We start from the raw sequence: 24,831 nt of genomic DNA, 5'->3' as shown, positions 1-24,831 counted from the left end.
TTGGGGGGCAAGGTAAATGGGCAAAGAGATAGAGACAGAGAGTTATATTCTTGCGCCTGATCCGGATGCAGCGCGCCTCACACGGGGCGTCACAGGGCGCGACCAGAACGGTGAGATTACCGAAATCAACGTGGTGGAAGAGCGGCCTTTGACGATCTTTCTGAACGCGCGTGAGATTGTTACAGCGATGACAATTGGGGATTACCCAGAGTATCTGGCGCTGGGATTTCTACGCAATCAGGGCATGATCACTGATGCCGACAAAGTCCTTGGTGTGGAGTATGACGAGGAGTCCGAGGCTGTTGTTGTGCGCACGGACCAGCGCACCCGCTTTGAGGACAAGCTTGAGAAAAAGACACGCACCTCTGGCTGCGCTGTGGGGACTGTTTTTGGAGATATGATGGAGGGTCTGGAGGGGCTGACGCTGCCTTCGGGCGAAGTGAAGCTGTCTGATCTTTATGCGCTGAGTGGGAAGATCAACCGTACGCCATCGATCTATCTCAGTGCAGGCGCGATCCATGGCACTGTGCTGTGCGAAGGCGGCAGGCCTCTTGTTTATATGGAAGATGTTGGGCGGCATAATGCTGTTGATAAGGTTGCGGGGTGGATGTTTTCCGAGGGAATTTCGCCTGAAGGGAAGCTTCTTTACACCACGGGGCGGCTCACCAGCGAGATGGTCATCAAGACTGCGCTGATGGGTATTCCTGCGCTGGTATCGCGCTCGGGCTTTACCGCTTGGGGCGTTGAAATTGCGCGGCAGGTGGGGCTGACGCTTGTGGGGCGGATGCGGGGGCATCGCTTTGTGTGTCTTTCGGGCGATGAGCGGCTTGTTTGGGATGCGGACCCCGCGTCTGTGCCAGAAGAGCCGCGGAAAAGCGGACGTAAGGGGGCGGTATGACCGAGCCAGCAGGCGTTATTTTGGCGGGTGGTCTCGCCACGCGGATGGGGGGCGGGGACAAGTGCCTTTTGCCGCTTGGAGGGGCGCCGATGCTTGAGGGCATCATTGCGCGACTTCAGCCACAAGTGAGCGCTTTGGCTTTGAATGCCAATGGAGATGCGGCGCGGCTTGCGCGTTTTGGGCTGCCTGTTGTGGCCGACAGTGTCGACGGCTTTGCGGGGCCGCTTGCGGGCGTCTTGGCGGGGCTTGATTGGGCGGCGGAACAGAGCATTGAGAGTATTGTGACGGCAGCGGGGGATACGCCCTTTTTTCCGCAGGATCTTGTGGTGCGGCTTCTTGCGGCCACTGAGGGCATGGAGCATCCGCTCGCACTCGCCGCGACGCCTGACGGACGGCAGCCAACCTTTGGGCTTTGGCCTGTGGCGCTGCGTCATGATCTGCGCGCAGCACTTGAGGGCGGGTTGCGCAAGGTCGTGATGTGGACTGATGCACATGGCGGGCGCGTGGCGGAATTTGACGGGGCGGGCGATCCGTTTTTTAATATCAATACGCCAGAGGATCTGGCGAAGGCAGAGGCGAGCTTATGAAACTATACGGGGTCGTCGGCTGGAAAAACGCAGGCAAGACAGGGCTTATGGAGCGGCTGGTGGCGGAGATTTGCGCGCGTGGGGTTACTGTCTCGACGGTGAAGCATGCCCATCATGCCTTTGATGTCGACCATGAGGGCAAGGACAGCTTCCGCCATCGCGCGGCTGGGGCGAGCGAAGTGTTGCTCGCGTCACGCAAGCGCGTTGCGATTATGCAGGAGATGCGCGGCGCGCCTGAGCCGAGCCTTGAGGTGCTTCTGGCGCGGCTCTCGCCTGTCGATCTGGTTCTGATTGAAGGGTACAAGCGCGACAGCCACCCCAAAGTGGAGGCGTTTCGCGCCGAGACGGGTAATAGCCTGATCGCGAAGGATGACCCGACGGTGAGGGCTGTTGCCTCAGACACACCGATGGTGCTGGACCGGCCTGTTTTTGACCTGAATGACACCAAAGCGGTTGCTGATTTCATCTTGGCAGAGGTCGGGCTTTGAGCCTTTTTGACAAGGTTATTATTGTCGATTGGTCGGGCGGAAACGATCGTGGAGCAAGCCCAAAGAAAGATGCGATCTGGGCCTGTGTGGCGGGGGAGAGCCCTGTATATTTACGCAACAGGACACTCGCGGAAGACTGGATCGGAACACAGATTGCGGCCTGTCAGGGGCGGGTGCTGATCGGCTTTGACTTTCCGTTTGGGTACCCTGACGGGTTTGCCGAGGCCGTCACGGGGCAGGCTGATCCGCTGGCGCTTTGGGCATGGTTTGAGGCGCGGGTTGAGGACAGTCCGAAGGCGAACAATCGGTTCGATTTGGCGGGGGAGTTGAACCGCCACTTTGCGGGCGTGGGGCCGTTTTGGGGCAATGCTCTGGCGCGCGAAATTGTGGATTTGCCACGCAAGGGCCGCTCGCGATATGGCCACGGGATGCGCGAAAAGCGCGCCGCGGAGGCGCAAGCCAAGGGGGCGTTTGCCTGTTGGCAGATGTCTGGGGCTGGCTCTGTGGGTGGGCAGACGATGATGGGGCTGCCTGTGCTGGCGCGTCTGCGCGCGCGGTTTGACGCAGCAGCTTGGCCGTTTGAGCCTTGGCGGGAGGCACGTGTCGTTTTGGCGGAAGTCTGGCCCTCATTGATTGCGCAGAGTGTTGTACGCCAGCAGGCGGAAGGTGAGATCAAGGATGCGGCACAGGTACGGGTTCTTGCGGGGAAGATCGCGGGCTTGTCTGACGCTGTGTTTGCGGCCATGTTGGATGTAACGGAGCCGCGCGCCTTAACAGAAGGCTGGATTCTAGGGCTGGGACGGGAGGCTGACCTTGACTGCTGAGAATAAGACAGGATTGAAGCCACCGCCCCTGCGCGACGATTGTTTTGCACTGCCTGCGGGTGTGGACTGGACGCCTGTGGAGGAGGCTTTGGCTGGGTTGCGGGCGCGGCTTCGCGCCGTGGTGGGGCAGGAGAGTGTTCCGCTTTATGCAGCTTTAGGGCGCGTGTTGGCGGCGGATGTTGTGGCCAAGCGATCAAATCCACCCCTGCCGAACGCGGCTGTGGACGGCTACGGCTTTGCATATGACGCATTGGGAACGGGGGATCAGGTCTTGCCGTTGATTGAGGGGCGCGCGGCGGCGGGTGTTCCGCTTGGCCATGCGGTTCCGTATGGATCGGCGGTCCGCATCCTGACGGGTGCGGCGCTTCCTGAGGGGGTTGATACGGTCATTCTGGAAGAGGATGTGAACGCCAGCTCAAGCGAGATTGCCTTTCGCGCAGGTGTGAAGCCGCGCGCCAACACGCGCAAGGCGGGAGAAGATGTGGCCGAGGGCGATCTGATTTTGCAGCAAGGGCAGAGGCTTGGACCTGCAGAGCTTGCGCTCGCCTCGGCGACAGGGCTCGGCGCTGTGACTGTTTTCGAGCGCCTGCGCGTCGGCGTTCTTTCGACGGGTGATGAGCTCGTCGAGCCAGGCGAGGTGGCGGGGGCAGGGCAGATCTATGATGCCAATCGGGTGATGCTATTGGGGCTCGTGGCCGAGATGGGCTTTGTGCCTGTCGACTTGGGGCGCGTGGGCGACGTGCGCGAGACGCTGCGCCAGCGTCTCAATGAGGCGGCAAAACTGGCGGATGTGATCCTGACCTCTGGTGGTGCATCCAATGGCGATGAGGACCACATGTCCGCGCTCTTAAGCGAGGCGGGGATAAAGCAGGAATGGCGTATTGCTGTCAAGCCAGGACGGCCTCTGGCCCTTGGAATGTGGGATGGCACGCCTGTTTTCGGGCTGCCGGGGAACCCTGTTGCGGCGCTTGTGTGTACGCTTGTCTTTGCGCGCCCAGCTATGGGCGTGTTGGCAGGGCGCGAATGGGAGGTGCCGCAGGGCTATCTGCTGCCAGCTGCATTTGAGAAAAACAAGAAGGCCGGCCGACGCGAGTTTTTGCGGGCGCGTGTGCGCGATGGGGCTGTTGAAGTCTTTGCGAGCGAAGGCTCGGGACGGATCAGTGGGCTGAGCTGGGCTGATGGGCTTGTTGAGCTGCCTGACGGCGCGCTGAACGTCACGCGTGGCACAGAAGTGCGCTATATCCCTTATAGCAGTTTTCTTTAGTCAAACACGCCTGCGATACGGCCCAAGAGCATGAAAGCGCGCGCCGTGCGGGTGTTGGCGAGCTCGGAAATTTCGGTGTCGCTTGCCTCAGATTCAAACTGGGTGAAGCTTTTGTCAAAGCGGCGCAGGAAGTGATGCACAGCGTCGCGGAAAATTGGGTCTTCGCGCATACGGCCAGAGGCGAGCGCGAGCGATGAGTGGTCTCGGACGCCTCCGAGTGCGGCGATCTGGCGGCCCCGTGTGCCTTGGGCGAACTGGCGCCAGACTTCGGGGCGGGCCATATCAGGGCGTAAGTCATCCATATAGATGCCGTCTTGGCTGAGCAATGTCAGCACGTCTTGGGCCGCTTGCACGAGGCCCGCAACAGCGCGGTCTTTGAGGGCGCGCCGCAGCGCGTTGAAGCCGACGGTGTCTTCTGCTGTTTCGGGGAAGTTGATCGCGCGGATGAATTCTTCGCGGCTGATCGAGGCGGCCATGTCTTCGGCTGTTGTGCCGAGCGGTAGAGTGGTCTGTTCATCGACTTGTGGTGCGGGTTCCGTGGCCGCAGCGCGCGCGCTTTGGGCCTCGCGGCTCGATGTAAATGTGGCCAGCGCAGCTTCGGTTTTGCGCTGTGCTGCCGCGATTTCTTCGAGCTTGCGGGCAACGGATGGCTCCGCTGTGATCCTGCCGCTCTGGCTCTGAACGATATAGGCGTGGCGGATTGCATCAATCGCGGATTGGAGGCGCTGGCTTTCTTCGCGCATGATCTTGGAGGAGCGCGCGGCTGTGGCGGCCACCCAGATCATTCCAACGGGCATGAACACAGCGAGCATCGTCATCATAAAGCGCAGTGATGTATTGGTTGTATCCTCAGCAGATGCTTCGGTTGGCAGGGTGAGAAAAAAGACAGCCGCGCCCAAAAGCCAGACAGCCGAAAGGCTTAGCGCGATGATCTCGATCGCGGTGATTTTGTCGGCCACGGCACGGTCATAAATACCGAGCGGTGTTGGGCGTGTTTCGTTTTGGTCGGCCATTGCGCTCTTTTTCTTAAATGAAGGCGATTTTGAGGATTTCGTAGCTTTTCTCGCCGCCTGGGGTGCGGACTTCGACGCTGTCGCCCTCTTCCTTGCCGATCAGGGCGCGGGCGATGGGGGAACTCATGTTGAGCAGACCTTTTTCGATGCTGGCTTCGTGCTGGCCAACGATCTGCCATGTTTTCTCTTCGTCGGTGTCTTCGTCCACAACCGTCACAGTTGCACCGAACTTGACCGTACCTGAGAGCTTGGTTGGATCAATCACTTCGGCGAGGCTGAGAACGGCCTCAACCTCTTGGATGCGGCCTTCGATAAAGCCCTGCTTTTCGCGGGCCGAATGATACTCCGCGTTTTCTTTCAAATCGCCCAGTTCGCGCGCTTCGGCGATGGCTTTGATCACCGAGGGGCGCTCAACGGATTTGAGCTTTTTCAGCTCGGTTTCGAGCGCGGCGTGTCCGCCACGGGTCATCGGGAATTTGTCCATTGCACTGCCTTCTTGGTCTTTGCAGCGCGCCAACGGCACGCTTTGATCTTTGTTACGTCACTTTGTCCCAGAGAGGGGCTGTCTTGCAATAGAGTAAAGGGCATTTTGCATCAATGGGCGGATTTTGCCTTTGTTGCGAGCGTGCTTATTGGTCGGGGCAGCCTGTTCCGCCTATGCCGTCGCCACTGCACTCTTCAAGACTTGTGGCGCTGTGGGCGGGCAGCGGAGAGGTTTGTACCATTACGGGAGCGTCCAGTGCCACTGTTGCCTCTGCTCTGGGGGCGCTTTTGAGCATTGTTTCGTCTGGTGCGGCGCAGGCCGCAAGGGCGAGCAGGGCTGCAAGGAAAAGGGGCGCGCGCTTAGTCATTGGGAGTCTCGCCTGTTGAACTGTAAAAATACCCTCCTGCCCGAAACTTGCCAGATGCACCAGAGGGTGCGCGGGCTTTTAGGGCTTCGGCTTCGGCGGCAATCTCTTCAAGCAACGCCATTTGCGCCGCGTTGTAGCGCTCAGCGAGAGATTTGATCTGTGCCGCGGTGAGGCCCGTGTAATGGGCGGCGCGCTCGAAGTGTCGCGGGTGAGGGCCAAGCACGTTTTCGGCGGCTGCGGCGAGGTGATCGCCAACATTTTCTGCCAGGTAATCAAGTTGTTCCTCCGAGCCTGCAAGGGGCACGTAGGCCGTTTGGGCAAGGGCGACCGTGTCTTGATCAAGCTTCACTGTGCCTGCGGCGAAGAGTGTGTCGAGCATGGCGCGGGGGTGCACATCCTGGCGGACCTCACGGGCGAGGCTTTCAAAGCTGGGGGCGTCACCTGTGCGAGGCAGAGGCTTGGCTTTGCCATTGTGACTGTAATCGGGGTGCGCCTGCCAGAGCGCGACCAGCCGTGTGAGCGGGTTTGGCTTCGGGGCCTTGTGCTCAAAGGCACGCAGGCGAGCGATGTCGCGGCGCTGAAGCCCTGTCATCACGGAGAGGCGGCTATCAGTGATTTTGCCATCTGATTGCTCGGATGCGGCCTGCACATAATGGCCTTTCAGGCGCTCTGTCAGGTCGCCAAAGGGTATCCCGCGCGCGACAAGGAGGCGGGCGAGTGGGGCGAGGATATGATCAAGTGTTTGCAGCATAATGGATAAATTGCACATTTATGTTGATGTGTGCAAGGGTGTGTGTTTTTAATGTGTAAATTACACATTATTTTGGAGAATCGCCATGACCCTTATAAAGAATAGATTCTGGCTTGCTGGACTGACGGCTTTTGCGCTGAGTGCTTGCGAAAGCAGCGTCAGCCCCGAGGCGATGAGCATGGAGGGTGCGCCGATGCGCTCTGAGGCAAGCGCAAAGCCAGCGCGGATGGCGGATGCGATTGTGATGGAAGCGCCTGCGCCTATGCCAGTGATGCCAGCGCGCAGGAGCCCACGGGGCAAGCGGGGCGTTGTGACCGCGGGGGACATTGACGATACGTTGAACCTTGCGGCCTTCACCCGCTATCAGGCGCGCGCTGCAAAAGAGCTGAAGCTGCCGCGGGTGAGCCTTGATGGCATGGTATCAGCGCGTCTTGTCAGCGCGACAGGCGCGCCAGCGGCTGGGATGGCCTACACGCTGACCAAAATGGGCGCGCGAGAGCCGTTTCATGCGGGATACTCAGGCGTTGATGGGGTGATCACCGCGTTTCCTGCGGCGCTGGGGGCGGGCAGGCCTTCGAGTGTGATGCTCAAGGTGTTTGACGGCGGTGTTCAGGTCCTGGGGGACGAGCTGCGCACGGGGAGCACGGGGATGTCGCGCTTGATTGTGCCGACATCAGGCGGTTGGACCCCTGATTTTCTGGACCTCACCTTCGTTTTTGACACGACGGGGAGCATGGGCGACGAGCTTGCATGGCTGACCAAGGAGTTTCAGGGGATTGTGCGCGAGGCCAAGCGGGCCGCGCCGGGTGTGGACATCCGCTTCGGGCTGATTGCTTACCGCGACGATGGCGACGCTTATAAGGTGAAGACCTTTGGCTTTACCAAGAGCCAGCCCGAAATGCAGCGCTCGCTCAAAGGGCTTGATGCGAACGGCGGCGGAGACTACCCCGAGGCGGCGGCGGAAGCGCTGGAAGCGGCGGCAGCGATGCAGTGGCGGCGCGGGAAGGGCGAGCGGCTCGTGTTTCACATTGCCGATGCACCCGCACATAGCAACAAGGCCAAGCGCTTTCTCGCGGCGGCCTCAAAAGCGGCGGGGCAGAATGTGCAGATCTTCGGGCTTGGTGCGAGCGGTGTGGCCAAGGAGAGCGAGTTTCTGATGCGTCAGGCGGCGCTTGTCTCGGGAGGGCGCTATCTGTTTCTGACCGACGACAGCGGGGTGGGCAACGCCCATGCGGAGCCGACGATCTCTTGCTATCGCGTGAGCAAGCTCAAGGACTTGTTGGTGCGGGTGCTGGCGAGCGAGCTTTCGGGGGCGCGGCAAGAGGCCTCTGGCGGACAAGTGATCCGCGAGGTGGGGAATTATAGCCGCGGGGTGTGCAGCCAATAGGCGCAAAAGGGGCCAGAAACGGGCCATTCTGATGCCACATTTCTTTGGTTAAAATCCTGCAACAAAAGACTTGAGGACAGCAGCATGACGTATCAGGCCACCCTTTTTCTGCGATATTCTGTGCGGTTTTTGGCCGTGGCCTTCGCATTTACTTTTGTGGTGCGGGGGTTTTCCTTTGCGTTTTTGCCTGAGTTTGTGGCCGAATCTGTGGCGCTGAGCAAACAGATGACCTCTGGTTATATGGGGTTGCTGTTGATCCCGCTGCTTGGGGCATATTTTTGTCTGAACCGCGCCAAAGGGCTCGAGCTTCTTGGCGTCTTGTTGGGAACAGGGCTTTTGAGCAGCGCCTTTATGCTGGTGAAGACCACGATCCCGAGCCTTGTGCCGTTTTGGGCCGATCCGATGTTTGCGGAGATGGACCTCATGCTGTTTGGCGGGCTGCATGGTTATGAGTGGGCGCATGGGCTCACGCCGAACCTCAGCCCTGTGTGGGTGGCGATTATCTATATGCCTGTCTGGGTGGCGCTGATGCTGCTTTTCCCAGCCTTTGTTGTGGTTTTGGAGCAGGACGAGGGCCGCAAGGCGCGGTATTTGAAGCTTTATTTCTATATGTGGCTCTGGCTTGGCCTGCTGACGGCGACTGTTTTTAGCTCGGCGGGGCCTGTGTTTTATGATCGCCTTTTGGGGGCGCAGGACTTTGCTGGTTTGCCTGAGAGCCTTGCCGCTGTGGGACTGGATATCACTGGGGTGACTCGTCTTCAGGAGGGGCTTTGGCGTGTCTATGAGATGGACGGAGGCCAACAGTTGCGCGGCGGTGGAATCTCTGCCTTTCCGTCGATGCATGCGGCGATGGCGACGCTTTGGGCGGGCTATCTTATCGAGCGGAGCCGCTGGCTCGCGCCTATCGGCCTCGGCTTTCTGACGGTTATTCTTTATCTTTCGGTCTATACGGGCTGGCACTACGCGGTCGACGGGATCGCCTCGGCTGCTGCTATGGGCCTTGTTTGTGCTGCGCCCGCGCTTTTGCGCCGCTTTCGTGGCCGTGAAACATCTAGTTTCGGAAAATCTGCAGCTTAACTGCGCGCGACGTTAAGAAACTTGCGGCAAATGTGAGCATTTGACCAAGGTGCGATTGACGCCCTTGTGTTTGGGCATGTAATCCTTCGTGAAATTTTGTTACCCAAACGCGCAAGAGGGAAGAAGAACATGTCCGAAGTTGTCCGCGAGACCATGGAGTATGATGTCGTTATCGTTGGTGCGGGGCCTGCGGGCCTTTCGGCGGCGATCCGTCTCAAGCAGCTGGATGCTGACTTGCAGGTTGTGGTTCTGGAAAAGGGCTCGGAAGTGGGCGCGCATATCCTGTCGGGCGCGGTGCTTGACCCTTGCGGGCTTGATGCGCTGATCCCTGACTGGAAGAAAAAAGGTGCGCCGCTGAATGTGCCTGTGAAGGAAGACAACTTTTACATGCTGGGTGAAGCGGGCGAAATCCGTATTCCCAACTTCCCGATGCCTCCGCTTATGAACAATCACGGCAATTACATTGTTTCGATGGGCAATGTGACCCGCTGGATGGCGGAGCAGGCTGAGGCGTTGGGTGTCGAAATTTTCCCAGGTATGGCTTGTTCGGAGCTTGTCTATGAGGGCGATCGTCTGAAAGGCGTTGTCGCGGGTGTCTTCGGGCTTGAGGCCGATGGCAGCATTGGCGAAAACACCGAGCCGGGCATGGAGCTGCACGGTAAATATGTCTTCCTCTCGGAAGGTGTGCGCGGGAGCCTCTCAAAAGAGGTGATCAAAAAGTACAATCTGGCCGAGGGCCACGAGCCGCAAAAGTTTGGGCTTGGGATGAAAGAGATTTGGGAGATCGACCCCGAAAAGCACAAAGAAGGCAGTGTGACCCACACAATGGGCTGGCCTCTCAATGGCAATGCGGGCGGTGGCTCATTTATCTATCACCTTGAGAACAATCAGGTTTATGTCGGGTTTGTGGTTCACTTGAACTACAAGAACCCGCATCTCTACCCTTACATGGAGTTCCAGCGCTTTAAGCATCACCCGATGGTTGCCGAGCTTTTGAAGGGCGGCAAGCGTGTGGCTTACGGTGCACGGGCGATTTCTGAGGGCGGCTATCAGTCGATGCCGAAGATGGTTGCGCCTGGTGTGGCGCTTCTGGGCTGCTCTGTTGGTATGGTCAACGTGCCGCGTATCAAGGGCAACCACAATGCGATGCTCTCGGGCATGGCGGCAGCGGAAGCTGCGCACGAGGCAATCAAAGCTGGCCGCGAGGGCGACGAGCTGACGGCCTATGAAACGGAAGTGCGCAAAGGCGCGATCGGTAAAGACCTGAAGAAAGTGCGCAATGTGAAACCGATGTGGTCCAAGTGGGGCTTGCTGCCATCGCTTGTGCTCGGCGGCTTGGACATGTGGACCAACACCTTCGGTTTCTCGCTCTTTGGGACGCTTAAGCACGGTAAAAACGACGCGGACAGCACAGAGCCTGCGACGGCGCATAAAGAGATCAGCTATCCCAAGCCTGACGGGACGCTGAGCTTTGACCGCCTCACCAACGTGAGCTTCTCTATGACCAATCACGAAGAGAGCCAGCCTGCGCACCTTCACCTGAAGGATGCATCGCTGCCGATTTCTGTGAACCTGCCGAAATATGCGGAGCCAGCGCAGCGCTACTGCCCTGCGGGTGTTTACGAGATTGTGGAGAAAGAGGGCGAGCAGCAGTTTGTTATCAATTTCCAGAACTGTGTCCACTGCAAGACTTGTGACATCAAAGACCCGAGCCAGAACATCAACTGGACCACGCCACAGGGCGGGGACGGGCCGAACTATCCAAATATGTGATGAGGCGGGCGGGGATTTCCCCGCCCTTTTCATTTCGAGGGCTCAAAGCCTAAACCAGAGGTATAGGGGGCTATATCTCTGGGATGAAAGCCGTGGATTAGACCTTTGGGCCAATAGGATTTCAGTGCAGGGTGGTCATGTTGAGGGGGCAAGAGCGAGACGCGTCTTGCTAACCTCTGATTTGAAAAGGACGAGTAACATGATCCGTAAGTTTATCCTCCCCGCTGTTTTGATGAGCGCTTTGGCGGCACCTGCTTTTGCGAGCGACTATGGCTCGAGCGGCTCCGTAGAGCTGAATGAAGAGAACCGCGCCAAAATCAACTCGATGCTGACTGAGCAAGGCTATGAAGTGGCCAAGATCAAGCTCGACGATGGCAAGTATGAAGCCTATGCGCGCAAGGACGGCGAACGCTACGAAATCTATCTTGATGCTGGCTTCAAGATTGTGAAAATCGAGCGCGACGATTGATCGGCTTGAAGGGCGCGCAAGTGGTGCGCCCTTCGCTAACCTTTGAGGTGAACTATGAAACGCATATTTGTTTGGGACATCGCAGTGCGCAGCTTTCATTGGCTGCTTGTGATCGCTTTTGCGGCCAATGCACTTGTCATTGATGATGACAGCAAGCTGCACAATCAGGTCGGTTATGTTGTTTTGACGCTGGTGCTTTTGCGCATTGTCTGGGGCTTTGTCGGCCGTGGCTATGCGCGGTTTGCGAGTTTTCCGCCGAGTGTGGACGGGGTCAAGGAACAGCTGACCGATATTGCCACCCAGCGCCGTCATGCACATGTTGGACATTCGCCCCTTGGGGCTTTGATGATCTATAATCTCATTATATCGCTTCTGGTGTTGTGTCTGTCAGGTTATCTGATGACCACGGATATGTTCTGGGGCACGGAGTGGACGGAAGAGCTGCATGAGCTTGCTGCGATCTGGACGGAGGCCTCAGTGGTCATGCATATTCTTGCTGTGATCTTTGAAAGCAAACGCACGGGTGTGAACCTGCCACGCTCAATGGTTAGCGGGTATAAGGATATGCCAGAGGGCTAAGCGAGAGATAGAATGATGCCATGGAATAAAGAGTTTCAAGTTCCCCTCGGGCTGTTCGGGCTGATTGTTGTGCAGTTCTTTTGCGCCGTGTTTTTATCGGCGATGTCGTTGCTGATTACCGTGCTATGGGCGGGTTTACTGGTGGGGTTCACTTCTGGTTTGAGATGCTTGCTGCGTTAAGCCTGGTGGTCACGATCACTTTTGAAGCCGGACTGTTAATGCGGATGTTGCGCCGTGCGGCGCATCTTCAGGGGCGGCTCGCTGTGACCAAGCTGGCTGTCTATGACGTGATTGAGGCAGAGTTTGAGGCTTGGAAGCTTTCGCCTGCGGAAGCTGATGTTGCGAGCTTTCTGGTCAAAGGATTTGGCATTGCAGAGATTGCGACACTGCGGGGTTCGGCGGAGGGCACTCTGAAGGCGCATCTCAACGCGATCTACCGAAAGTCGGGTGCGCACAGCCGAGGGGATGTTTTGAGCCTTTTGATTGATCGGCTTCTTGACGAACAGACCAATTGAGCATTTGCGCGTCTTCTGACGGATGATTTCAGCACGTGGGGCTGCCTTCACCTTGCTTTTACCGTGCTCATGTTTAGGTTGGTCTCCAAGAGATTTGGCGAGAGGTCCGTGAGGATGATGAAACATTGGAAACGGCTCTGTCTGGCTACGGTGTTGAGTGGGGCTATGAGCCTTCCGATGCCTGTTTTGGCAAATAGTTTCTCGGGCGCATATTTGGCGGCGCGGCAAGCGCAATATGTCAACGATTATGAGACGGCGGCGCGGTATTTCACGATTGCGCTGACGCGCGACCCTAGCAACCTTGAGATCATGGACGAATTGATCCTTGCGCAAGTGGCGCTGGGAGAGTTTGAGCGTGCAGGAATTGTTGCGCGCAAACTAGAGGCCGACCGCCACAAGAGCCAGATCGGACAGATGGCGCTTGCGGCCCTTGAAGGCGCGGCGGGTGACTATACTGCGCTGATCAAGCGTGCCGATGAGGGGCGTTTGATGGGCGAGCTTGTCGATGGGCTTCTTAAGGCTTGGGCGCTTGTGGGCAAGGGCGATATGACATCGGCTTTGGCCGAATTTGGCAAAATCGCGGATGGCAATGGCACACGGGCCTTTGGGCTCTACCACAAGGCGCTGGCGCTGGCGCATGTCGGCGATCTTGAGAGCGCGGACGCTTTGTTTGGCTCATCGCAACCGGGCACCATCATGCAGACTCGGCGCGGTGTGCTTGCACATGTTCAAATCCTGAGCCAGCTTGGGCGCACCAGCGATGCCGCCGAAATGCTCAGGGCGCGCTTTGGCGAGACGCAGGACCCAGAGATTGTTCAGATGCGCACGCGACTGGACGCAGGAGAAACGCTTCAGTTCGATTTGATCACATCGCCGCAAGATGGGCTGGCTGAAGTGAATTTTACGATTGCGGGCGCGCTGGCCGCTGAGCCGCGTGGAACGGACACGCTTTTGTTTGCGCGGGTGGCGCAGCATTTGCGCCCAGAAATGGTCGATGCGAGCTTGCTTTTGGCGCAGTTGCTTGAGGATCAAGGGCGGCTTGATGCCGCAGTGGCGGCCTATCGTTCTGTTCCAAGTGATCATCCCGCCTTCCATGTGGCCGAGATGGGCCGCGCGGAAGCTTTGCGCGCGGCGGACAAGATGGACGCGGCGCTTGAGGTTATGGAAAAACTCTCGGTGAGCCACGCAAACCTGCCTGTTGTGCATAGCGCGATGGGCGATCTCTTGCGTGGTGCGGACCGCTTTGAGGACGCCGAGAAGGCATATGACCGTTCGCTTGCGCTCTGGGAAGGGCGCGAGAATACCGATTGGCGCACGCTCTACACCCGTGGCATTGTGCATGAGCGGCTCGACAATTGGGACAAGGCCGAAGCCGATTTTCGCGCGGCGCTTGCAATCAGCCCTGGCGAGCCGAATGTCTTGAACTATCTTGGGTATTCTCTTGTCGAGCAGCACAGAAAGCTTGATGAGGCGCTTGAGATGATTGAGCAGGCCGTGGCAGCGCGCCCGCAAAGCGGCTATATCATCGACAGTCTCGGCTGGGCACTCTTCCGTCTGGGCCGATATGAGGAGGCTGTGCCGCATATGGAGCGGGCAGCGGAGCTGATGTCGATTGATCCTGTGATCAACGACCATCTGGGCGATGTGTACTGGGCCGTTGGGCGCAAGCTTGAAGCGGAGTTTCAGTGGAAGCGCGCGTTGTCTTTTATCGAATATGGTGAAGTCAGTCAGGATGCAGACCCAGAGCGTATCCGCCGTAAGCTTGATGTCGGCTTGGATCAAGTGCTGGCTGACGAAGGCGCCAAACCGCTTGAGCTTGTGAATGACGACAGCTGAACGGGCCGAGGCCTTTGCGCCAGCCAAAGTGAACCTAGCATTGCATGTGACAGGGCAGCGGGTTGATGGGTATCATCTGCTCGATAGCTTGGTGATGTTTGCGAATTTAGGCGACCGAGTGAGTGCCTGCTTGGCGGATCAGCCCCGTTTGAGCGTGACGGGGCCCTTGGCGGAAGCTGTGCCAACGGGGCCTGAGAACCTTGTCCTGAAAGCCGCTGTATGGGCGGGGCAGAGTGCGGACTTTGAGCTTGAGAAAAACCTGCCAGCCGCGGCAGGGATTGGCGGTGGATCGTCTGATGCGGCGGCGGCGTTGCGCGTGCTTGAGGCGCTGACAGGGCAATCGGTCGACGTGGGGCGGCTTGCTGAACTCGGCGCCGATGTGCCTGTCTGCTATTTTGGCCGTGCGTGTCGGATGGCGGGCGTTGGAGAGCAAATCGAGGCTGTGGACCTGCCGCGCGTGGCGGCAGTTTTGGCCAATCCGCGCGTTGAAGTGGAAACACCTCATGTCTTTGGTAAGTTGGCCGCAAAGAACAATGCGCCGTTGCCAGAGCTGCCATCGCTGAGGAGCGCTTCAGATTTGATTGAATTTTTGCGAGAGCAGACCCGTAATGACCTTGAACCGCCTGCGCTGGCGCTTGCGCCTGTGGTTGGTGAGGTGCTTGATCGGCTCTGGGGGCTGGAGGGGGCAAGGCTGGCGCGGATGTCTGGTTCAGGTGCAACATGTTTTGCGCTGTTTGATGAGATTGGCGCGGCTGAAACGGCTGCGGCCGCACTGTCTGCACAGCGACCCGACTGGTGGGTGAGCGCCGTTTGGCTCAGTTGAAAGAATTCATGCGCGCCGCTTGCAACCCTTTTTTTAAACGTTACGTTCAGGGTGCAGAGAGGATTCGGATTATGCCCAAGCTCATCAAGCTCTATATCGTCAACGTTGCCATCGGGTTTGCGCTCGCGGGGCTATTTGTTGGAATGTTGCTCTGGTTTAACATCGCGAATCTCTGGCATTTGGTCAGCACCTCGGACAAGGGCCTTCTGGCTGTCGTTGTCTTGTGGATTTCCAATGGTGTTATCTTCGCTGGCGTACAGTTTGGGATTGCTGTCATGCGGATGAAAGATGATGACGACGATGAGCCGCGCGGTGGCAACCGTGCGCCGAGCCTTGTCCACCTTGCAGAGCCCGTGCTTGTGCGTGTGAAGGCCAAGAAGCCGCAGCAACAGTCGCGCCGCTACTAGAGCAATCTTACTGATTACATCAGGGAAAAGGTGACGGAACCACCGCAGCCGTTGGGTTATCTCATTCCCGAGGACCTGTATGTACAGGTGGGCGTCAGGTAACATGGCCAGGGCCATGACAGAGCCAACTCCCTCGGAATGCTTAAGGCCACCGGAATGCAACCGTAAAACGAGAAGGGCAGAAGCCGTCTGCTTCTAGGTAGGGCTTGTTGAGGCGCGGCGCAAGTGGGCTTCTGCGGCAATTGTGACTGGACATTTGTTCACTATTTGTTCACATTTGAAGCATGAATAATCTGAGCCTAAAATTACAAGCGGGTCAGCTTTTGGCGCGCGGAGTGTGCCGTCATCTGCTCACTCATAACTTTACATCTTTGGAAGAGTTTACCCCTGAGCGGGGTAAGCGAGTTGATGTGATGGCGATTGGTCCAAAGGGTGAGATTTGGGTGATTGAATGCAAATCAGGCCGTGAAGATTTCAGAAGCGATCACAAGTGGCAGGGCTATCTTGAGTGGTGTGACCGCTTTTTTTGGGCCGTGGATGACAGGTTTCCGCTCGAGCTTTTGCCAGAAGATACGGGACTGATTATCGCAGACACCTATGGTGCAGAAGTTGTGCGCATGGGGCCAGAAGCCAAGCTAGCTGGCGCGCGACGAAAGAAAATCACGCTCAAGTTTGCCCGCGACGTGGCTCTGCGCCATCATCGTATGCGTGATCCGATGATCTAGCCTTTGACGGCCTTGGCGGCGGCCAAGATTTCTTCGGCGATTTCTTCGGCTTCTTCTGAGGTGAAATCCATCGGAATTTCGACGCCATCTGCCTCAATAAAGATACGCACCATGCCTTGATCGGTTGGACCGATTTGCATGTTGGCTTCAATGTCGCGTTCGGTGTTGATGCCCATGGTGGCTCTCCTTCAGACTTCTCTTTGAGCTAGCGAGTTTTGACTTGTGATGCAAGCGGGCTGGGCGCAAGCTCTGGGGATGGAGAATGTTGTGATACGGGCGTTTGAGCCCAGCGATAGGGCGTGGTTGGTTGCGCAGGATGGCCGGCTTTATGCGCAAGACGAAGGCTTTGACGAAAGCTTTGAAGCGCTTGTCGACGATATTTTGAGCGCGTTTGTGGCACAGCACGACCCAAGCTGTGAGCAAGGCTGGATTGCGCAGGCGGGGGACGAACGGCTGGGCTCGATCTTTTGTGTGCGCTTGAGTGAGCGCAGAGCCAAGCTCCGATTGTTTTTGCTTGTGCCTGAAGCGCGTGGTCAGGGGCTTGGGGGGCGATTGCTTAGGACTTGCATGACCTACGCCAAACACAAGGGCTACAGCAGTATGCAGCTTTGGACGCATGAGAGCCACAAGGCTGCCTGTGCGCTTTACGCAAAGTCGGGGTGGTCGCTTGTCTCTTCGAAACCTGTTCATAGCTTTGGTGTGGAGCTTGTTGAACAAAGCTGGGAAATTGAGCTTTAAGGCTCTTGCATTCATCCGCATGGAAAGTTAAATCAGCCGCAATGCCGCCTTAGCTCAGTTGGTTAGAGCACTGGTTTGTGGAACCAGGGGTCCCCCGTTCGAGCCGGGGAGGCGGTACCATCACTCCCCAGTTGAAATTTGAATTTCTTGGAGAAGCGTCTCGCCATCGCGGGCTAAGATGAGAATGCGCTCGTCTGTTGTGACGACGGCAAACCAGTTTTCGCCTTGGGTAAAGGCTTGAGCTTTTGTGCCTTCGGGGAGGGTCATCCGCGAAGGCAAGGGCGGAACATCAGCATTCAAGCGGATGACAAGCAGGGCAATGACCGCTACAAGCCCGACAATCATTACCCCAGCAAGGGTTGTTACCAGAAGTTTGAGGTAGCGCACGAGGCTCGGGTCAACTTCGTTTTCTTCAAGACCTTCGGGGGTTTCACTCATGGCAGATGCCTCGCTAGAATTTAGGATCCTTGAGGATCCGCCTGCACGCCTTGATAAGGCGCTTTCCCGCGATGTGCCAGAGGCGGCTTCCTTAAGCCGTACGCGGCTGGCACGGCTTATGGAAGAGGGAGCAGTGCGCATCAATGGTGCGGTGGCCGAGAACCCGAAGGCCAAGGTTGCAGAGGGTGATCTGGTACAGATCGTGCTGGCGGCGGCGACCGAGAGCCACATCTTGCCGCAAGAGATAGCGCTTGAGATCGTCTATGAAGATGACGCGCTTATCGTCATCAACAAGCCTTCGGGCATGGTTGTTCATCCCGCGCCAGGCACGCCTGACGGCACGCTTGTAAATGCTCTGATGCATCACTGTGGGGCGTCTTTGAGTGGCGTTGGCGGAGTTGCACGGCCCGGGATCGTGCACCGAATCGATAAAGACACGAGCGGGCTTCTTGTTGTGGCAAAATCGGATGTCGCACACCACAGGCTTGCAGCGCAATTTGAGAAACACACCGTCGAGCGGCATTATCGCGCGCTTGTTTATGGGATTCCTGACGCCTCTGATCCGCGCTTGCGGGGCACAAAGGGTGTGAGCTTTGAACAGGGGGGGGTGATGAAAATTCAGACCCAGCTCGCGCGTCACAAGCATGACCGCCAACGTCAGGCTGTTTTCTTTGATGGGGGGCGCCACGCTGTGACACGGGCGCGTGTCGTTGCAAGCTTTGGCACACCTGAATGTCTTTCGCTTGTGGATTGCTGGCTTGAGACGGGGCGGACACATCAGATCCGTGTGCATATGGCTCATGCGGGGCACGGGCTTGTCGGCGACCCTGTTTATGGCGGGCGCCGCAAGCTGAGCGAGAAGGCGTTTGGCGCTGGGGCGGTTGCTGCTGTGAAAGGTTTTGATCGTCAGGCACTTCATGCTGCGAGCCTTGGCTTTGAGCACCCTGTTAGCGGAGAAATGCTGCGCTTTGAGGCGGAGTTGCCAGAGGATATGGCCGCGCTCATTCAGGCCGTTGAGGGAGAAGCCTGATGCCACAAGCTGATTTAAAATATTCGTCCGATCTCTCGCTGGATGTGCCCAATCTTCTGGCCGAGATCGAGGCGCTAATCCTGCGCCATGATGGTGGGGCGGGCGCTTGTAAAGGGCGGGCATACCCTGCGGAAACGGCACATCACAGCCATGTTTTGCTGGAGGTTCAAGTGCTGAACAAGCCCCACCGCGATGCGGCCTTTATGCAGGGTTTGCTTGGGGATCTTGTCGGTTTGCTGGATACCGCCCTCCCCAAAGGCACTGAGCGGGCTGTTTCCCTAGGCTTTGCTGAGCCATTTTATGCCACTGGTCAGGTGTGACCCTGTCATATTGATCCCAAATGCGTGAAGCTGCGTAACAAATTTAGACTGTTATGAGATCGGTCATACATAAGCGTTAAGAGGCGGCAGACTTGAAATTGCTCGGTCGAATACCTAGATCGATGTTAAGCACTGTTACATAATGGGAGGGGACAGAACATGAGTAACTACAAGAATTTACCTGCTCCAACGCCAGAGGGCGGATTGAACCGCTATATGCAAGAAATCCGCAAGTTCCCTTTGCTTGAGCCTGAAGAGGAATACATGCTCGCCAAGGCTTGGGTTGAGCAAGAAGACACGCAGGCGGCGCACCGTATGGTGACCTCACATTTGCGGCTCGCGGCTAAAATTGCCATGGGTTATCGCGGCTATGGTCTGCCGCAAGCCGAAGTCATTTCGGAGGCAAACGTGGGCCTCATGCAGGCTGTGAAGCGCTTTGATCCGGAAAAAGGATTTCGCCTTGCGACCTACGCGATGTGGTGGATCCGCGCGAGCATTCAGGAGTATATCCTGCGCTCGTGGAGCCTTGTGAAGCTTGGCACGACATCTGCGCAAAAGAAGCTCTTCTTCAACCTGCGCAAAGCCAAAGCCCGTATTGGGGCTTTAGAAGAAGGCGATATGCGCCCTGAAAACGTGCAACGCATCGCGACGGACCTTGGCGTGACCGAGGCGGAGGTTATTTCGATGAACCGCCGTTTGTCGGGCGGAGACGCCTCTCTCAATGCCACCGTTGGTTCTGAGGGCGAAGGAACGATGCAATGGCAGGACTGGCTTGAGGACGAAGATGCGGACCAGGTGGGTGATTATGAAGCCCGTGACGAGTTGTCTGCGCGGCGTGAGCTGCTGGCTGAGGCTATGGATGTGCTGAACGAACGCGAGAAAGATATTCTCACGCAGCGGCGCCTCAGCGAAGAGTCGATTACGCTTGAAGACCTTTCCAGCCAATATGACGTAAGCCGTGAACGCATCCGTCAGATCGAAGTGCGCGCGTTTGAAAAGCTACAAAAGCGTATGCGCGATTTGGCAAAGGATCGCGGGATGCTGGCGAGCGCTTAACCGGGTCTTTCCTTTTTCTTTCCGTAAATATCCCAGGGGGAGTTTGAGGGGGACAGCGTCCCCCTCGATCGGTCGGATTTGCGAAGCAAATTCGAAATTATCTTAAAGCACGCCAGCCGATATCGGACCGAAAGAACCCTTCTGGCCAGCCGATTTGGCGCGTCATGCTGTAGGCCAGTCTATGCGCCTCCTCAAGCGTATCTGCCCGTGCCGTGACCGCGAGCACGCGCCCGCCCACAGCAGTGACGTTCTCTGCAGCGCGTGCTGTGCCTGCGTGGAACACCATCTGTGAACTCGACTGTGGCAATGCCTCCAAGCCTTTGATCACCGTACCTTTTTCGTAGGCTGCGGGGTAGCCCTTTGCGGCCATGACCACCGTGAGGGCGTGGTCGTCTGCCCAGTGGACTTTTGCCTCGTTGAGCCGTCCTTCGGCAGCGGCTTGGATGTGATCAAAGGCCTGTGCGCCGAGCCGCATCATGAGGACCTGACATTCAGGGTCACCGAAGCGAGCGTTGTACTCGACAAGGCGCGGGGCTCCGTCTTTGATCATGAGGCCGACGAACAAGACGCCTTGGTACGGCGTGCCACGACGCGCCATCTCGCGCAGGGTCGGGCGCACGATCTCGTCCATTGTCTTGGCGATGATCTCATCGGTCATCACGGGGGCTGGGGAGTAGGCGCCCATACCGCCTGTGTTTGGTCCTGTGTCGCCTTCGCCCACGCGTTTGTGGTCTTGCGCTGTGCCAAGCGGGAGGGCCTCTTCGCCATCACAGAGTACAAAGAAGCTGGCTTCTTCGCCTTCCATGAACTCCTCGATCACAACTTCCGCACCGGCTGCTCCAAGGCTGCCGCCGAACATATCATCAACAGCATCAAGCGCTTCCTCAAGGGTCATGGCGACCACAACGCCTTTGCCTGCGGCGAGGCCATCAGCCTTGATGACAATCGGTGCACCCTGTGCCTGCACATAATCGCGGGCGGGCGCATGTTCGGTGAAGTGGGCATAGCCCGCTGTGGGCGCGCCCGAGGCATCGCAAATCTCCTTGGTGAAGGCTTTGGAGGCTTCAAGCTGGGCAGCAGCGGCACTTGGGCCGAAGGTCAGGATGCCTGCTGCACGCAGCGTATCGGAGACGCCTGCCGCGAGGGGGGCTTCCGGGCCGATGATCACGAAGTCTATGGCCACTTTCTGGGCGAAAGTGACAACGGCTGCGCCATCATTGATATCGAGCGCTACGCATGTGGCCAGCTCGGCTATTCCGGCATTGCCGGGGGCGACGAAGAGTTTGTCACACTTCGGGTTTTGCGCCGTCGCCCACGCGAGGGCATGTTCACGGCCTCCGCTTCCAAGAATAAGGATGTTCATCTGTGCAACTCCTGCTTGGCCTTCACTTGCTCGCGTTCTAAGCTGACGCGCAAAGAGATACAAGCGAGGCGAAATGTCCGATCTGATTGATGATGGCCAAGAGGCGGGCAATGCCCCAGAATTTTCGGTTACGGAGATTTCAAACGCCATCAAGCGGGTGATCGAGGGCGAGTTTAGCCATGTTCGAATCAGAGCCGAGGTTGGCCGCGTGTCCCGCCCGCGTTCGGGGCATATATACCTTGATCTCAAGGACGACAGATCTGTCATCAATGGGGTGATCTGGAAGGGTGTGGCGACGCGGCTTCAGGTGCAGCCTGAAGAGGGTATGGAAGTTGTTGCTGTTGGACGGATGACGACATTTGGCGGCCAATCGCGCTATCAGATAATTATTGAAGAGATCCGCCCTGCGGGTGTTGGCGCTTTGATGGCAATGCTTGAGAAGCGAAAGCAGATGTTGGCGGCGGAGGGTCTTTTTGCGCCTGAGCGCAAGCAGGAGCTACCCTATTTGCCAGACGTGATTGGCGTGGTCACATCACCTTCTGGCGCCGTTATTCGAGATATTCTGCACCGGTTACGTGACAGGTTTCCCCGCAAGGTTCTGGTTTGGCCAGTGGCGGTTCAGGGCGAAAAATGCGCCAGCGAAGTCGCTCGCGCAATCGCCGGTTTCAATGGTTTGAGTCCAGGCGGGGCGCTGCCACGGCCTGATCTGATTATCGTGGCGCGTGGTGGCGGCTCTGTCGAGGATCTTTGGGGTTTCAACGAAGAGATTGTGGCACGCGCTGTGGCGGCGTCGCAGATTCCGCTTATCTCGGCGGTGGGCCACGAGACGGACACCACGCTGATTGATTTCGTCTCTGACAAGCGCGCCCCGACACCGACGGCGGCGGCGGAGCTTGCTGTGCCTGTTCGGCTCGAGCTTTTGGCTTGGGTCGGTGAGCAGGGCTCGCGGATGTCTTATGCGCTTTCAAATGGGGTGAGCCGGCGTGGCCAGAGGCTGCGCGATCTGGCGCGTGCGATGCCACGCATTGAAAGCCTTGTGGAAGCCCCACGTCAACGGCTGGACCGCGCGAATGACCGCCTGCCTGCGGCGCTTCAGCGCGGGGTGCAGCTGCGGCGTGTCGTGCTCTCTGATGCGTCAGGCAGTCTTCGACCCTCGCTGCTCAGCCGTGCTTTGCGGGGCGATCTTCAAAGGCTTTCGGGCCTTGGTGCGCGCTTGAGACTGCGCGGGCTTGATGAGCGAGCGCGGCATGTGGAGAGTGTTGGGGCACGGCTAAATGTTGAGGCGATTGTGCGTGATCTGGGACGCAAACGTGTTGAGCTTGACCGTTTAGCGCAGCGGATGGCGGACAGCGGTTCGCGCCAGATCAAGGCGCTTTCGGAGCGGCTTGAGGCGACAGACCGTTTGCGCGAGACGCTGAGCTACAAAGCCACTCTGGCACGGGGCTATGCTGTTGTGCATGGTGAGGACGGGGTCTTGACCACCAAAGCAGCGGCGCAAAAGGTGGGAGCGCTTGAGATTGAGTTTTCAGACGGGCGGATGAGCCTTTCGGGCAAGCCGAAGCGTACAGTTGCGGGCCGTACGCCGACGGATCAGGGCTCGCTCTTTTAACGGCACATCATGCTCTGAATCCGACAGGTTCCGTCGCTGATAGACAGGCGGAGGGGGAGGCCCCATTGTTTGATTGGGCTGTCATTCCAAGGGAGAAACAGCATGGCACGGGCAGGACGTAAGGGGCGCGGCGGCGGGCGAGCAGGAGCAGCCGAGCGGCGCGGTGCGGCAGTGATTGAGCAGATGCCATGGCGGCTGCCCAAAAACCTCGATAAGCCGACCGAGCCTTTGAACGAAGAGGGCGTGCAGGCGATCCACGAGGGTGCGATGCGTATTCTCGAAGAGATCGGGATTGAGATTCTCAATACCGAAGCGCTCGAAATTTTCCGAGAAGCTGGTGCAGCGATCAATGGCACAAATGTACGCGTGGGCCGTGACTGGCTGATGGAAATGGTGGGCAAGGCTCCAGGCCGTTGGACCATGACGCCGCGCAACCCTGACCATGAGCTGGTGATGGGGGACGGGCATATCCTGTTTGGTAACGTCTCCTCACCCCCCTCCTACTGGACGCTAGAAACGGGCCGAAAGATGACAGGCACACGCGAGATGTGCAAAGATTTTATCAAGCTGAGCCAATACTTTAACTGCATTCACTTCTGCGGCGGCTATCCCGTTGAACCACAGGATATTCATGCCAGCATCCGCCATTTGGATGTGCTGTATGACAAACTCACTCTGACAGACAAAGTGGTGCACACTTATTCACTCGGCAAGGAGCGTGTCGAGGATGCTATGGAGATGGTGCGGATTGCTGGCGGGCTGACGGACGAGGAGTTCGAGGCAAAGCCTCGGATGTACACAAACATCAACTCCACCTCGCCTTTGAAGCATGACGAGCCGATGCTTGACGGCTGGATGCGGCTTGCGCGGCGCAATCAGGGGCTTGTCGTAACGCCGTTTACTCTGGCGGGTGCGATGGCGCCTGTGACGATGTCTGGCGCTGTGGCGCAATCGCTGGCTGAGGGGCTGATTGCTGTGGCTTTGGCGCAGTATATCCGCCCGGGTGCGGCCTGTGCGATCGGGACATTTACATCGAATGTTGATATGAAGTCCGGCGCCCCAGCCTTTGGCACGCCAGAGTATATTCGCGCCACGCAGATGACAGGTCAGCTTGCGCGTTTTTATGATCTACCGATGCGTTCATCGGGGGTTTGTGCGGCCAATGTGCCTGACGGGCAGGCGATCTGGGAAACATCCAACAGCCTTTGGGCGGCAGTGCAATCCGGGACAAACATGGTTTATCACGCAGCTGGATGGCTTGAGGGCGGCTTGATTGCCAGCCCCGAAAAGTTCATCATGGATTGCGAAATTTTGCAGCAAATTCAGCGCTATATGGAGCCCGAAATTTTTGCGACAACGGCTGATGATATTGCACTCGAGGCGATTGCCGAAGTGGGCGGGCAGGGGCATTTCTTTGGGCTTCAGCACACGCAAGACCGCTATGAAACAGCGTTTTACCAGCCCTTCCTGAGCGACTGGCGCAACTTTGAGGCTTGGGATGCGGCGGGCGCTGTCTGGACCGCGGAGCGGGCGCATCACCTCTATAAAGAGATCGTGGCGAGCTTTGAGGCGCCGCATATGGAAGACAGCATCCGTGAGGAGCTTGAAGCCTTTGTTGCCCGCCGCAAGGAAGAAGGCGGCGCGCCGACGGATTACTAAGGAAAAAACATATATTTTTCAGATAATTAGTAAGCACGGGTGTGAGCATATCATGCCCGTATTTTGCTTTGGTTGCCGCAGCGTTTTGCCGTGTTAACACTTTTCAAATCGGCCAAAACAGGGGGGTGATATGCGTGCACAACCCGTGCACCGCTTGATTGGAAAAGTATGAACGGAAATTAAGTTAACGGGGCGTTCGGTGGGCGGGGCAGTGGACACAGACTGGATGTTTGCACAACACGCCGCGAATGCCGCGTTTGCGCCCAAACGGGACGTTTGTTCTTAACCCTACACGGAATCAAGCCGAAGGCGCCGTGCATCGCCAGACCGTCCCGCGGGCTGGTGATTTGG

28 protein-coding genes and 1 tRNA gene are annotated in these 24,831 nt (G+C 57.8%); 22 read left to right on the top strand and 7 right to left on the bottom strand.

The annotated features are described in order from the left end of the window. Window positions 1-16: 16 nt before the first annotated feature. The 5 genes from P8O11_RS05270 to glp are packed head-to-tail and all read left to right on the top strand — an operon-like array spanning window position 17 to window position 4,061. Window positions 17-898, top strand: a complete 882-nt coding sequence (locus tag P8O11_RS05270; RefSeq protein ID WP_300292414.1) for a formate dehydrogenase accessory sulfurtransferase FdhD — start codon at window positions 17-19, stop codon at window positions 896-898. Further along, window positions 895-1,485, top strand: a complete 591-nt coding sequence (gene mobA / locus P8O11_RS05265) for a molybdenum cofactor guanylyltransferase MobA (RefSeq protein ID WP_300292412.1) — start codon at window positions 895-897, stop codon at window positions 1,483-1,485. Before P8O11_RS05270 ends, mobA begins: the two co-directional genes overlap by 4 nt. Beyond that, window positions 1,482-1,973 (top strand): molybdopterin-guanine dinucleotide biosynthesis protein B, encoded by a 492-nt coding sequence (gene mobB / locus P8O11_RS05260; RefSeq protein ID WP_300292410.1) that lies wholly within the window; start codon window positions 1,482-1,484, stop codon window positions 1,971-1,973. The genes mobA and mobB overlap by 4 nt, the downstream gene beginning before the upstream one ends. Then, the gene (locus P8O11_RS05255) at window positions 1,970-2,797 is read left to right on the top strand and encodes a molybdopterin guanine dinucleotide synthesis (protein ID WP_300292408.1); all 828 of its coding nucleotides are present in this window, start codon (window positions 1,970-1,972) and stop codon (window positions 2,795-2,797) included. The genes mobB and P8O11_RS05255 overlap by 4 nt, the downstream gene beginning before the upstream one ends. Further along, window positions 2,787-4,061, top strand: a complete 1,275-nt coding sequence (glp, locus tag P8O11_RS05250; protein ID WP_300292406.1) for a gephyrin-like molybdotransferase Glp — start codon at window positions 2,787-2,789, stop codon at window positions 4,059-4,061. The genes P8O11_RS05255 and glp overlap by 11 nt, the downstream gene beginning before the upstream one ends. On the opposite strand, the gene P8O11_RS05245 is transcribed toward glp, so the two are convergent. The 4 genes from P8O11_RS05245 to P8O11_RS05230 form a co-directional block, all read right to left on the bottom strand. Further along, window positions 4,058-5,074 carry a hypothetical protein gene (locus P8O11_RS05245; protein ID WP_300292404.1) on the bottom strand — a complete coding sequence of 339 codons (1,017 nt, stop codon included), beginning with the start codon at window positions 5,072-5,074 and terminating at the stop codon, window positions 4,058-4,060. The genes glp and P8O11_RS05245 overlap by 4 nt on opposite strands. A gap of 13 nt (window positions 5,075-5,087) precedes the next feature. Next, a complete protein-coding gene (gene greA, locus P8O11_RS05240) occupies window positions 5,088-5,558 on the bottom strand; it encodes a transcription elongation factor GreA (protein ID WP_300292402.1) in 471 nt (156 codons plus the stop codon). 145 nt (window positions 5,559-5,703) lie between these two features. Beyond that, entirely contained in the window at window positions 5,704-5,925 is a 222-nt protein-coding gene (locus P8O11_RS05235; protein WP_300292400.1) for a hypothetical protein, read from the bottom strand. Further along, on the bottom strand, window positions 5,918-6,676 hold the full coding sequence (locus P8O11_RS05230; protein WP_300292399.1) for a DUF6502 family protein: 759 nt from the start codon (window positions 6,674-6,676) through the stop codon (window positions 5,918-5,920). The genes P8O11_RS05235 and P8O11_RS05230 overlap by 8 nt, the downstream gene beginning before the upstream one ends. An 85-nt stretch (window positions 6,677-6,761) precedes the next feature. Here P8O11_RS05230 and P8O11_RS05225 point away from each other — a divergent pair, with 85 nt between their 5' ends. The 10 genes from P8O11_RS05225 to P8O11_RS05180 all read left to right on the top strand — a co-directional run bounded on the left by P8O11_RS05225 (window position 6,762) and on the right by P8O11_RS05180 (window position 16,267). Continuing rightward, window positions 6,762-8,063, top strand: a complete 1,302-nt coding sequence (locus P8O11_RS05225) for a vWA domain-containing protein (RefSeq protein ID WP_300292398.1) — start codon at window positions 6,762-6,764, stop codon at window positions 8,061-8,063. Between the two features lie 84 nt (window positions 8,064-8,147). Further along, on the top strand, window positions 8,148-9,140 hold the full coding sequence (locus tag P8O11_RS05220; protein WP_300292396.1) for a phosphatase PAP2 family protein: 993 nt from the start codon (window positions 8,148-8,150) through the stop codon (window positions 9,138-9,140). A 129-nt stretch (window positions 9,141-9,269) separates the two neighbouring features. After that, window positions 9,270-10,913 carry an electron transfer flavoprotein-ubiquinone oxidoreductase gene (locus P8O11_RS05215; protein ID WP_300292394.1) on the top strand — a complete coding sequence of 548 codons (1,644 nt, stop codon included), beginning with the start codon at window positions 9,270-9,272 and terminating at the stop codon, window positions 10,911-10,913. A 199-nt stretch (window positions 10,914-11,112) separates the two neighbouring features. Next, on the top strand, window positions 11,113-11,382 hold the full coding sequence (locus tag P8O11_RS05210; RefSeq protein ID WP_300292392.1) for a PepSY domain-containing protein: 270 nt from the start codon (window positions 11,113-11,115) through the stop codon (window positions 11,380-11,382). 54 nt (window positions 11,383-11,436) lie between these two features. Next, window positions 11,437-11,961, top strand: a complete 525-nt coding sequence (locus P8O11_RS05205; RefSeq protein WP_300292390.1) for a cytochrome b/b6 domain-containing protein — start codon at window positions 11,437-11,439, stop codon at window positions 11,959-11,961. A gap of 80 nt (window positions 11,962-12,041) precedes the next feature. After that, window positions 12,042-12,476, top strand: coding sequence for a LuxR C-terminal-related transcriptional regulator (locus tag P8O11_RS05200; RefSeq protein ID WP_300292388.1), 435 nt, complete (start codon window positions 12,042-12,044; stop codon window positions 12,474-12,476). 165 nt (window positions 12,477-12,641) lie between these two features. Next, a complete protein-coding gene (locus tag P8O11_RS05195) occupies window positions 12,642-14,312 on the top strand; it encodes a tetratricopeptide repeat protein (RefSeq protein WP_300292386.1) in 1,671 nt (556 codons plus the stop codon). Beyond that, on the top strand, window positions 14,299-15,135 hold the full coding sequence (locus P8O11_RS05190) for a 4-(cytidine 5'-diphospho)-2-C-methyl-D-erythritol kinase (protein ID WP_300292384.1): 837 nt from the start codon (window positions 14,299-14,301) through the stop codon (window positions 15,133-15,135). The genes P8O11_RS05195 and P8O11_RS05190 overlap by 14 nt, the downstream gene beginning before the upstream one ends. Before the next feature lie 71 nt (window positions 15,136-15,206). Then, entirely contained in the window at window positions 15,207-15,542 is a 336-nt protein-coding gene (locus tag P8O11_RS05185; protein WP_089887535.1) for a hypothetical protein, read from the top strand. A gap of 284 nt (window positions 15,543-15,826) precedes the next feature. Then, entirely contained in the window at window positions 15,827-16,267 is a 441-nt protein-coding gene (locus P8O11_RS05180) for an MmcB family DNA repair protein (protein WP_300292380.1), read from the top strand. Here the strand turns inward: P8O11_RS05180 and P8O11_RS05175 are convergent. Continuing rightward, on the bottom strand, window positions 16,264-16,443 hold the full coding sequence (locus P8O11_RS05175) for a DUF6324 family protein (RefSeq protein WP_300292378.1): 180 nt from the start codon (window positions 16,441-16,443) through the stop codon (window positions 16,264-16,266). The two genes, P8O11_RS05180 and P8O11_RS05175, sit on opposite strands and share 4 nt — an antisense overlap. Window positions 16,444-16,522: 79 nt before the next feature. Between P8O11_RS05175 and P8O11_RS05170 the strand changes: the two genes are divergently transcribed. Beyond that, window positions 16,523-17,005, top strand: coding sequence for a GNAT family N-acetyltransferase (locus P8O11_RS05170; RefSeq protein ID WP_300292454.1), 483 nt, complete (start codon window positions 16,523-16,525; stop codon window positions 17,003-17,005). Window positions 17,006-17,048: 43 nt separating this feature from the next. Then, window positions 17,049-17,125: transfer RNA gene (locus P8O11_RS05165), tRNA-His, on the top strand. On the opposite strand, the gene P8O11_RS05160 is transcribed toward P8O11_RS05165, so the two are convergent. After that, on the bottom strand, window positions 17,126-17,443 hold the full coding sequence (locus tag P8O11_RS05160) for a DUF6476 family protein (protein WP_300292377.1): 318 nt from the start codon (window positions 17,441-17,443) through the stop codon (window positions 17,126-17,128). It lies immediately after the preceding tRNA gene. Here P8O11_RS05160 and P8O11_RS05155 point away from each other — a divergent pair. From P8O11_RS05155 to rpoH, 3 genes are all read left to right on the top strand, one after another. Beyond that, the gene (locus P8O11_RS05155; protein WP_300292375.1) at window positions 17,442-18,473 is read left to right on the top strand and encodes an RluA family pseudouridine synthase; all 1,032 of its coding nucleotides are present in this window, start codon (window positions 17,442-17,444) and stop codon (window positions 18,471-18,473) included. The genes P8O11_RS05160 and P8O11_RS05155 overlap by 2 nt on opposite strands. After that, on the top strand, window positions 18,473-18,793 hold the full coding sequence (locus P8O11_RS05150; RefSeq protein WP_300292373.1) for a hypothetical protein: 321 nt from the start codon (window positions 18,473-18,475) through the stop codon (window positions 18,791-18,793). Before P8O11_RS05155 ends, P8O11_RS05150 begins: the two co-directional genes overlap by 1 nt. Window positions 18,794-18,952: 159 nt before the next feature. After that, window positions 18,953-19,849 (top strand): RNA polymerase sigma factor RpoH, encoded by an 897-nt coding sequence (gene rpoH, locus P8O11_RS05145; RefSeq protein ID WP_300292371.1) that lies wholly within the window; start codon window positions 18,953-18,955, stop codon window positions 19,847-19,849. 97 nt (window positions 19,850-19,946) lie between these two features. Here rpoH and purD read toward each other — a convergent pair whose 3' ends face one another. Next, the gene (gene purD, locus P8O11_RS05140; protein WP_300292369.1) at window positions 19,947-21,212 is read right to left on the bottom strand and encodes a phosphoribosylamine--glycine ligase; all 1,266 of its coding nucleotides are present in this window, start codon (window positions 21,210-21,212) and stop codon (window positions 19,947-19,949) included. A 73-nt stretch (window positions 21,213-21,285) separates the two neighbouring features. Here purD and xseA point away from each other — a divergent pair, with 73 nt between their 5' ends. After that, window positions 21,286-22,821, top strand: a complete 1,536-nt coding sequence (xseA, locus tag P8O11_RS05135; protein ID WP_300292367.1) for an exodeoxyribonuclease VII large subunit — start codon at window positions 21,286-21,288, stop codon at window positions 22,819-22,821. A gap of 102 nt (window positions 22,822-22,923) precedes the next feature. Then, on the top strand, window positions 22,924-24,480 hold the full coding sequence (locus tag P8O11_RS05130) for a trimethylamine methyltransferase family protein (protein ID WP_300292365.1): 1,557 nt from the start codon (window positions 22,924-22,926) through the stop codon (window positions 24,478-24,480). Window positions 24,481-24,831 lie beyond the last annotated feature (351 nt).

Source organism: Lentibacter sp. (assembly GCF_029254145.1).
Classification (GTDB): domain Bacteria; phylum Pseudomonadota; class Alphaproteobacteria; order Rhodobacterales; family Rhodobacteraceae; genus Lentibacter.
The sequence above is the reverse complement of the archived record's forward strand: the minus strand, read 5'-3'. Positions and strand labels throughout refer to the sequence as shown.

Coding starts and splice junctions, on each gene's coding strand:
- P8O11_RS05270 (WP_300292414.1), top strand. CDS start 17: ATGGGCAAAGAGATAGAGACAGAGAGTTATATTCTTGCGCCTGATCCG.
- mobA (WP_300292412.1), top strand. CDS start 895: ATGACCGAGCCAGCAGGCGTTATTTTGGCGGGTGGTCTCGCCACGCGG.
- mobB (WP_300292410.1), top strand. CDS start 1,482: ATGAAACTATACGGGGTCGTCGGCTGGAAAAACGCAGGCAAGACAGGG.
- P8O11_RS05245 (WP_300292404.1), bottom strand. CDS start 5,074: ATGGCCGACCAAAACGAAACACGCCCAACACCGCTCGGTATTTATGAC.
- greA (WP_300292402.1), bottom strand. CDS start 5,558: ATGGACAAATTCCCGATGACCCGTGGCGGACACGCCGCGCTCGAAACC.
- P8O11_RS05235 (WP_300292400.1), bottom strand. CDS start 5,925: ATGACTAAGCGCGCGCCCCTTTTCCTTGCAGCCCTGCTCGCCCTTGCG.
- P8O11_RS05230 (WP_300292399.1), bottom strand. CDS start 6,676: ATGCTGCAAACACTTGATCATATCCTCGCCCCACTCGCCCGCCTCCTT.
- P8O11_RS05225 (WP_300292398.1), top strand. CDS start 6,762: ATGACCCTTATAAAGAATAGATTCTGGCTTGCTGGACTGACGGCTTTT.
- P8O11_RS05220 (WP_300292396.1), top strand. CDS start 8,148: ATGACGTATCAGGCCACCCTTTTTCTGCGATATTCTGTGCGGTTTTTG.
- P8O11_RS05215 (WP_300292394.1), top strand. CDS start 9,270: ATGTCCGAAGTTGTCCGCGAGACCATGGAGTATGATGTCGTTATCGTT.
- P8O11_RS05210 (WP_300292392.1), top strand. CDS start 11,113: ATGATCCGTAAGTTTATCCTCCCCGCTGTTTTGATGAGCGCTTTGGCG.
- P8O11_RS05205 (WP_300292390.1), top strand. CDS start 11,437: ATGAAACGCATATTTGTTTGGGACATCGCAGTGCGCAGCTTTCATTGG.
- P8O11_RS05195 (WP_300292386.1), top strand. CDS start 12,642: ATGAGCCTTCCGATGCCTGTTTTGGCAAATAGTTTCTCGGGCGCATAT.
- P8O11_RS05190 (WP_300292384.1), top strand. CDS start 14,299: ATGACGACAGCTGAACGGGCCGAGGCCTTTGCGCCAGCCAAAGTGAAC.
- P8O11_RS05185 (WP_089887535.1), top strand. CDS start 15,207: ATGCCCAAGCTCATCAAGCTCTATATCGTCAACGTTGCCATCGGGTTT.
- P8O11_RS05180 (WP_300292380.1), top strand. CDS start 15,827: ATGAATAATCTGAGCCTAAAATTACAAGCGGGTCAGCTTTTGGCGCGC.
- P8O11_RS05175 (WP_300292378.1), bottom strand. CDS start 16,443: ATGGGCATCAACACCGAACGCGACATTGAAGCCAACATGCAAATCGGT.
- P8O11_RS05170 (WP_300292454.1), top strand. CDS start 16,523: ATGGAGAATGTTGTGATACGGGCGTTTGAGCCCAGCGATAGGGCGTGG.
- P8O11_RS05155 (WP_300292375.1), top strand. CDS start 17,442: ATGGCAGATGCCTCGCTAGAATTTAGGATCCTTGAGGATCCGCCTGCA.
- P8O11_RS05160 (WP_300292377.1), bottom strand. CDS start 17,443: ATGAGTGAAACCCCCGAAGGTCTTGAAGAAAACGAAGTTGACCCGAGC.
- P8O11_RS05150 (WP_300292373.1), top strand. CDS start 18,473: ATGCCACAAGCTGATTTAAAATATTCGTCCGATCTCTCGCTGGATGTG.
- rpoH (WP_300292371.1), top strand. CDS start 18,953: ATGAGTAACTACAAGAATTTACCTGCTCCAACGCCAGAGGGCGGATTG.
- purD (WP_300292369.1), bottom strand. CDS start 21,212: ATGAACATCCTTATTCTTGGAAGCGGAGGCCGTGAACATGCCCTCGCG.
- xseA (WP_300292367.1), top strand. CDS start 21,286: ATGTCCGATCTGATTGATGATGGCCAAGAGGCGGGCAATGCCCCAGAA.
- P8O11_RS05130 (WP_300292365.1), top strand. CDS start 22,924: ATGGCACGGGCAGGACGTAAGGGGCGCGGCGGCGGGCGAGCAGGAGCA.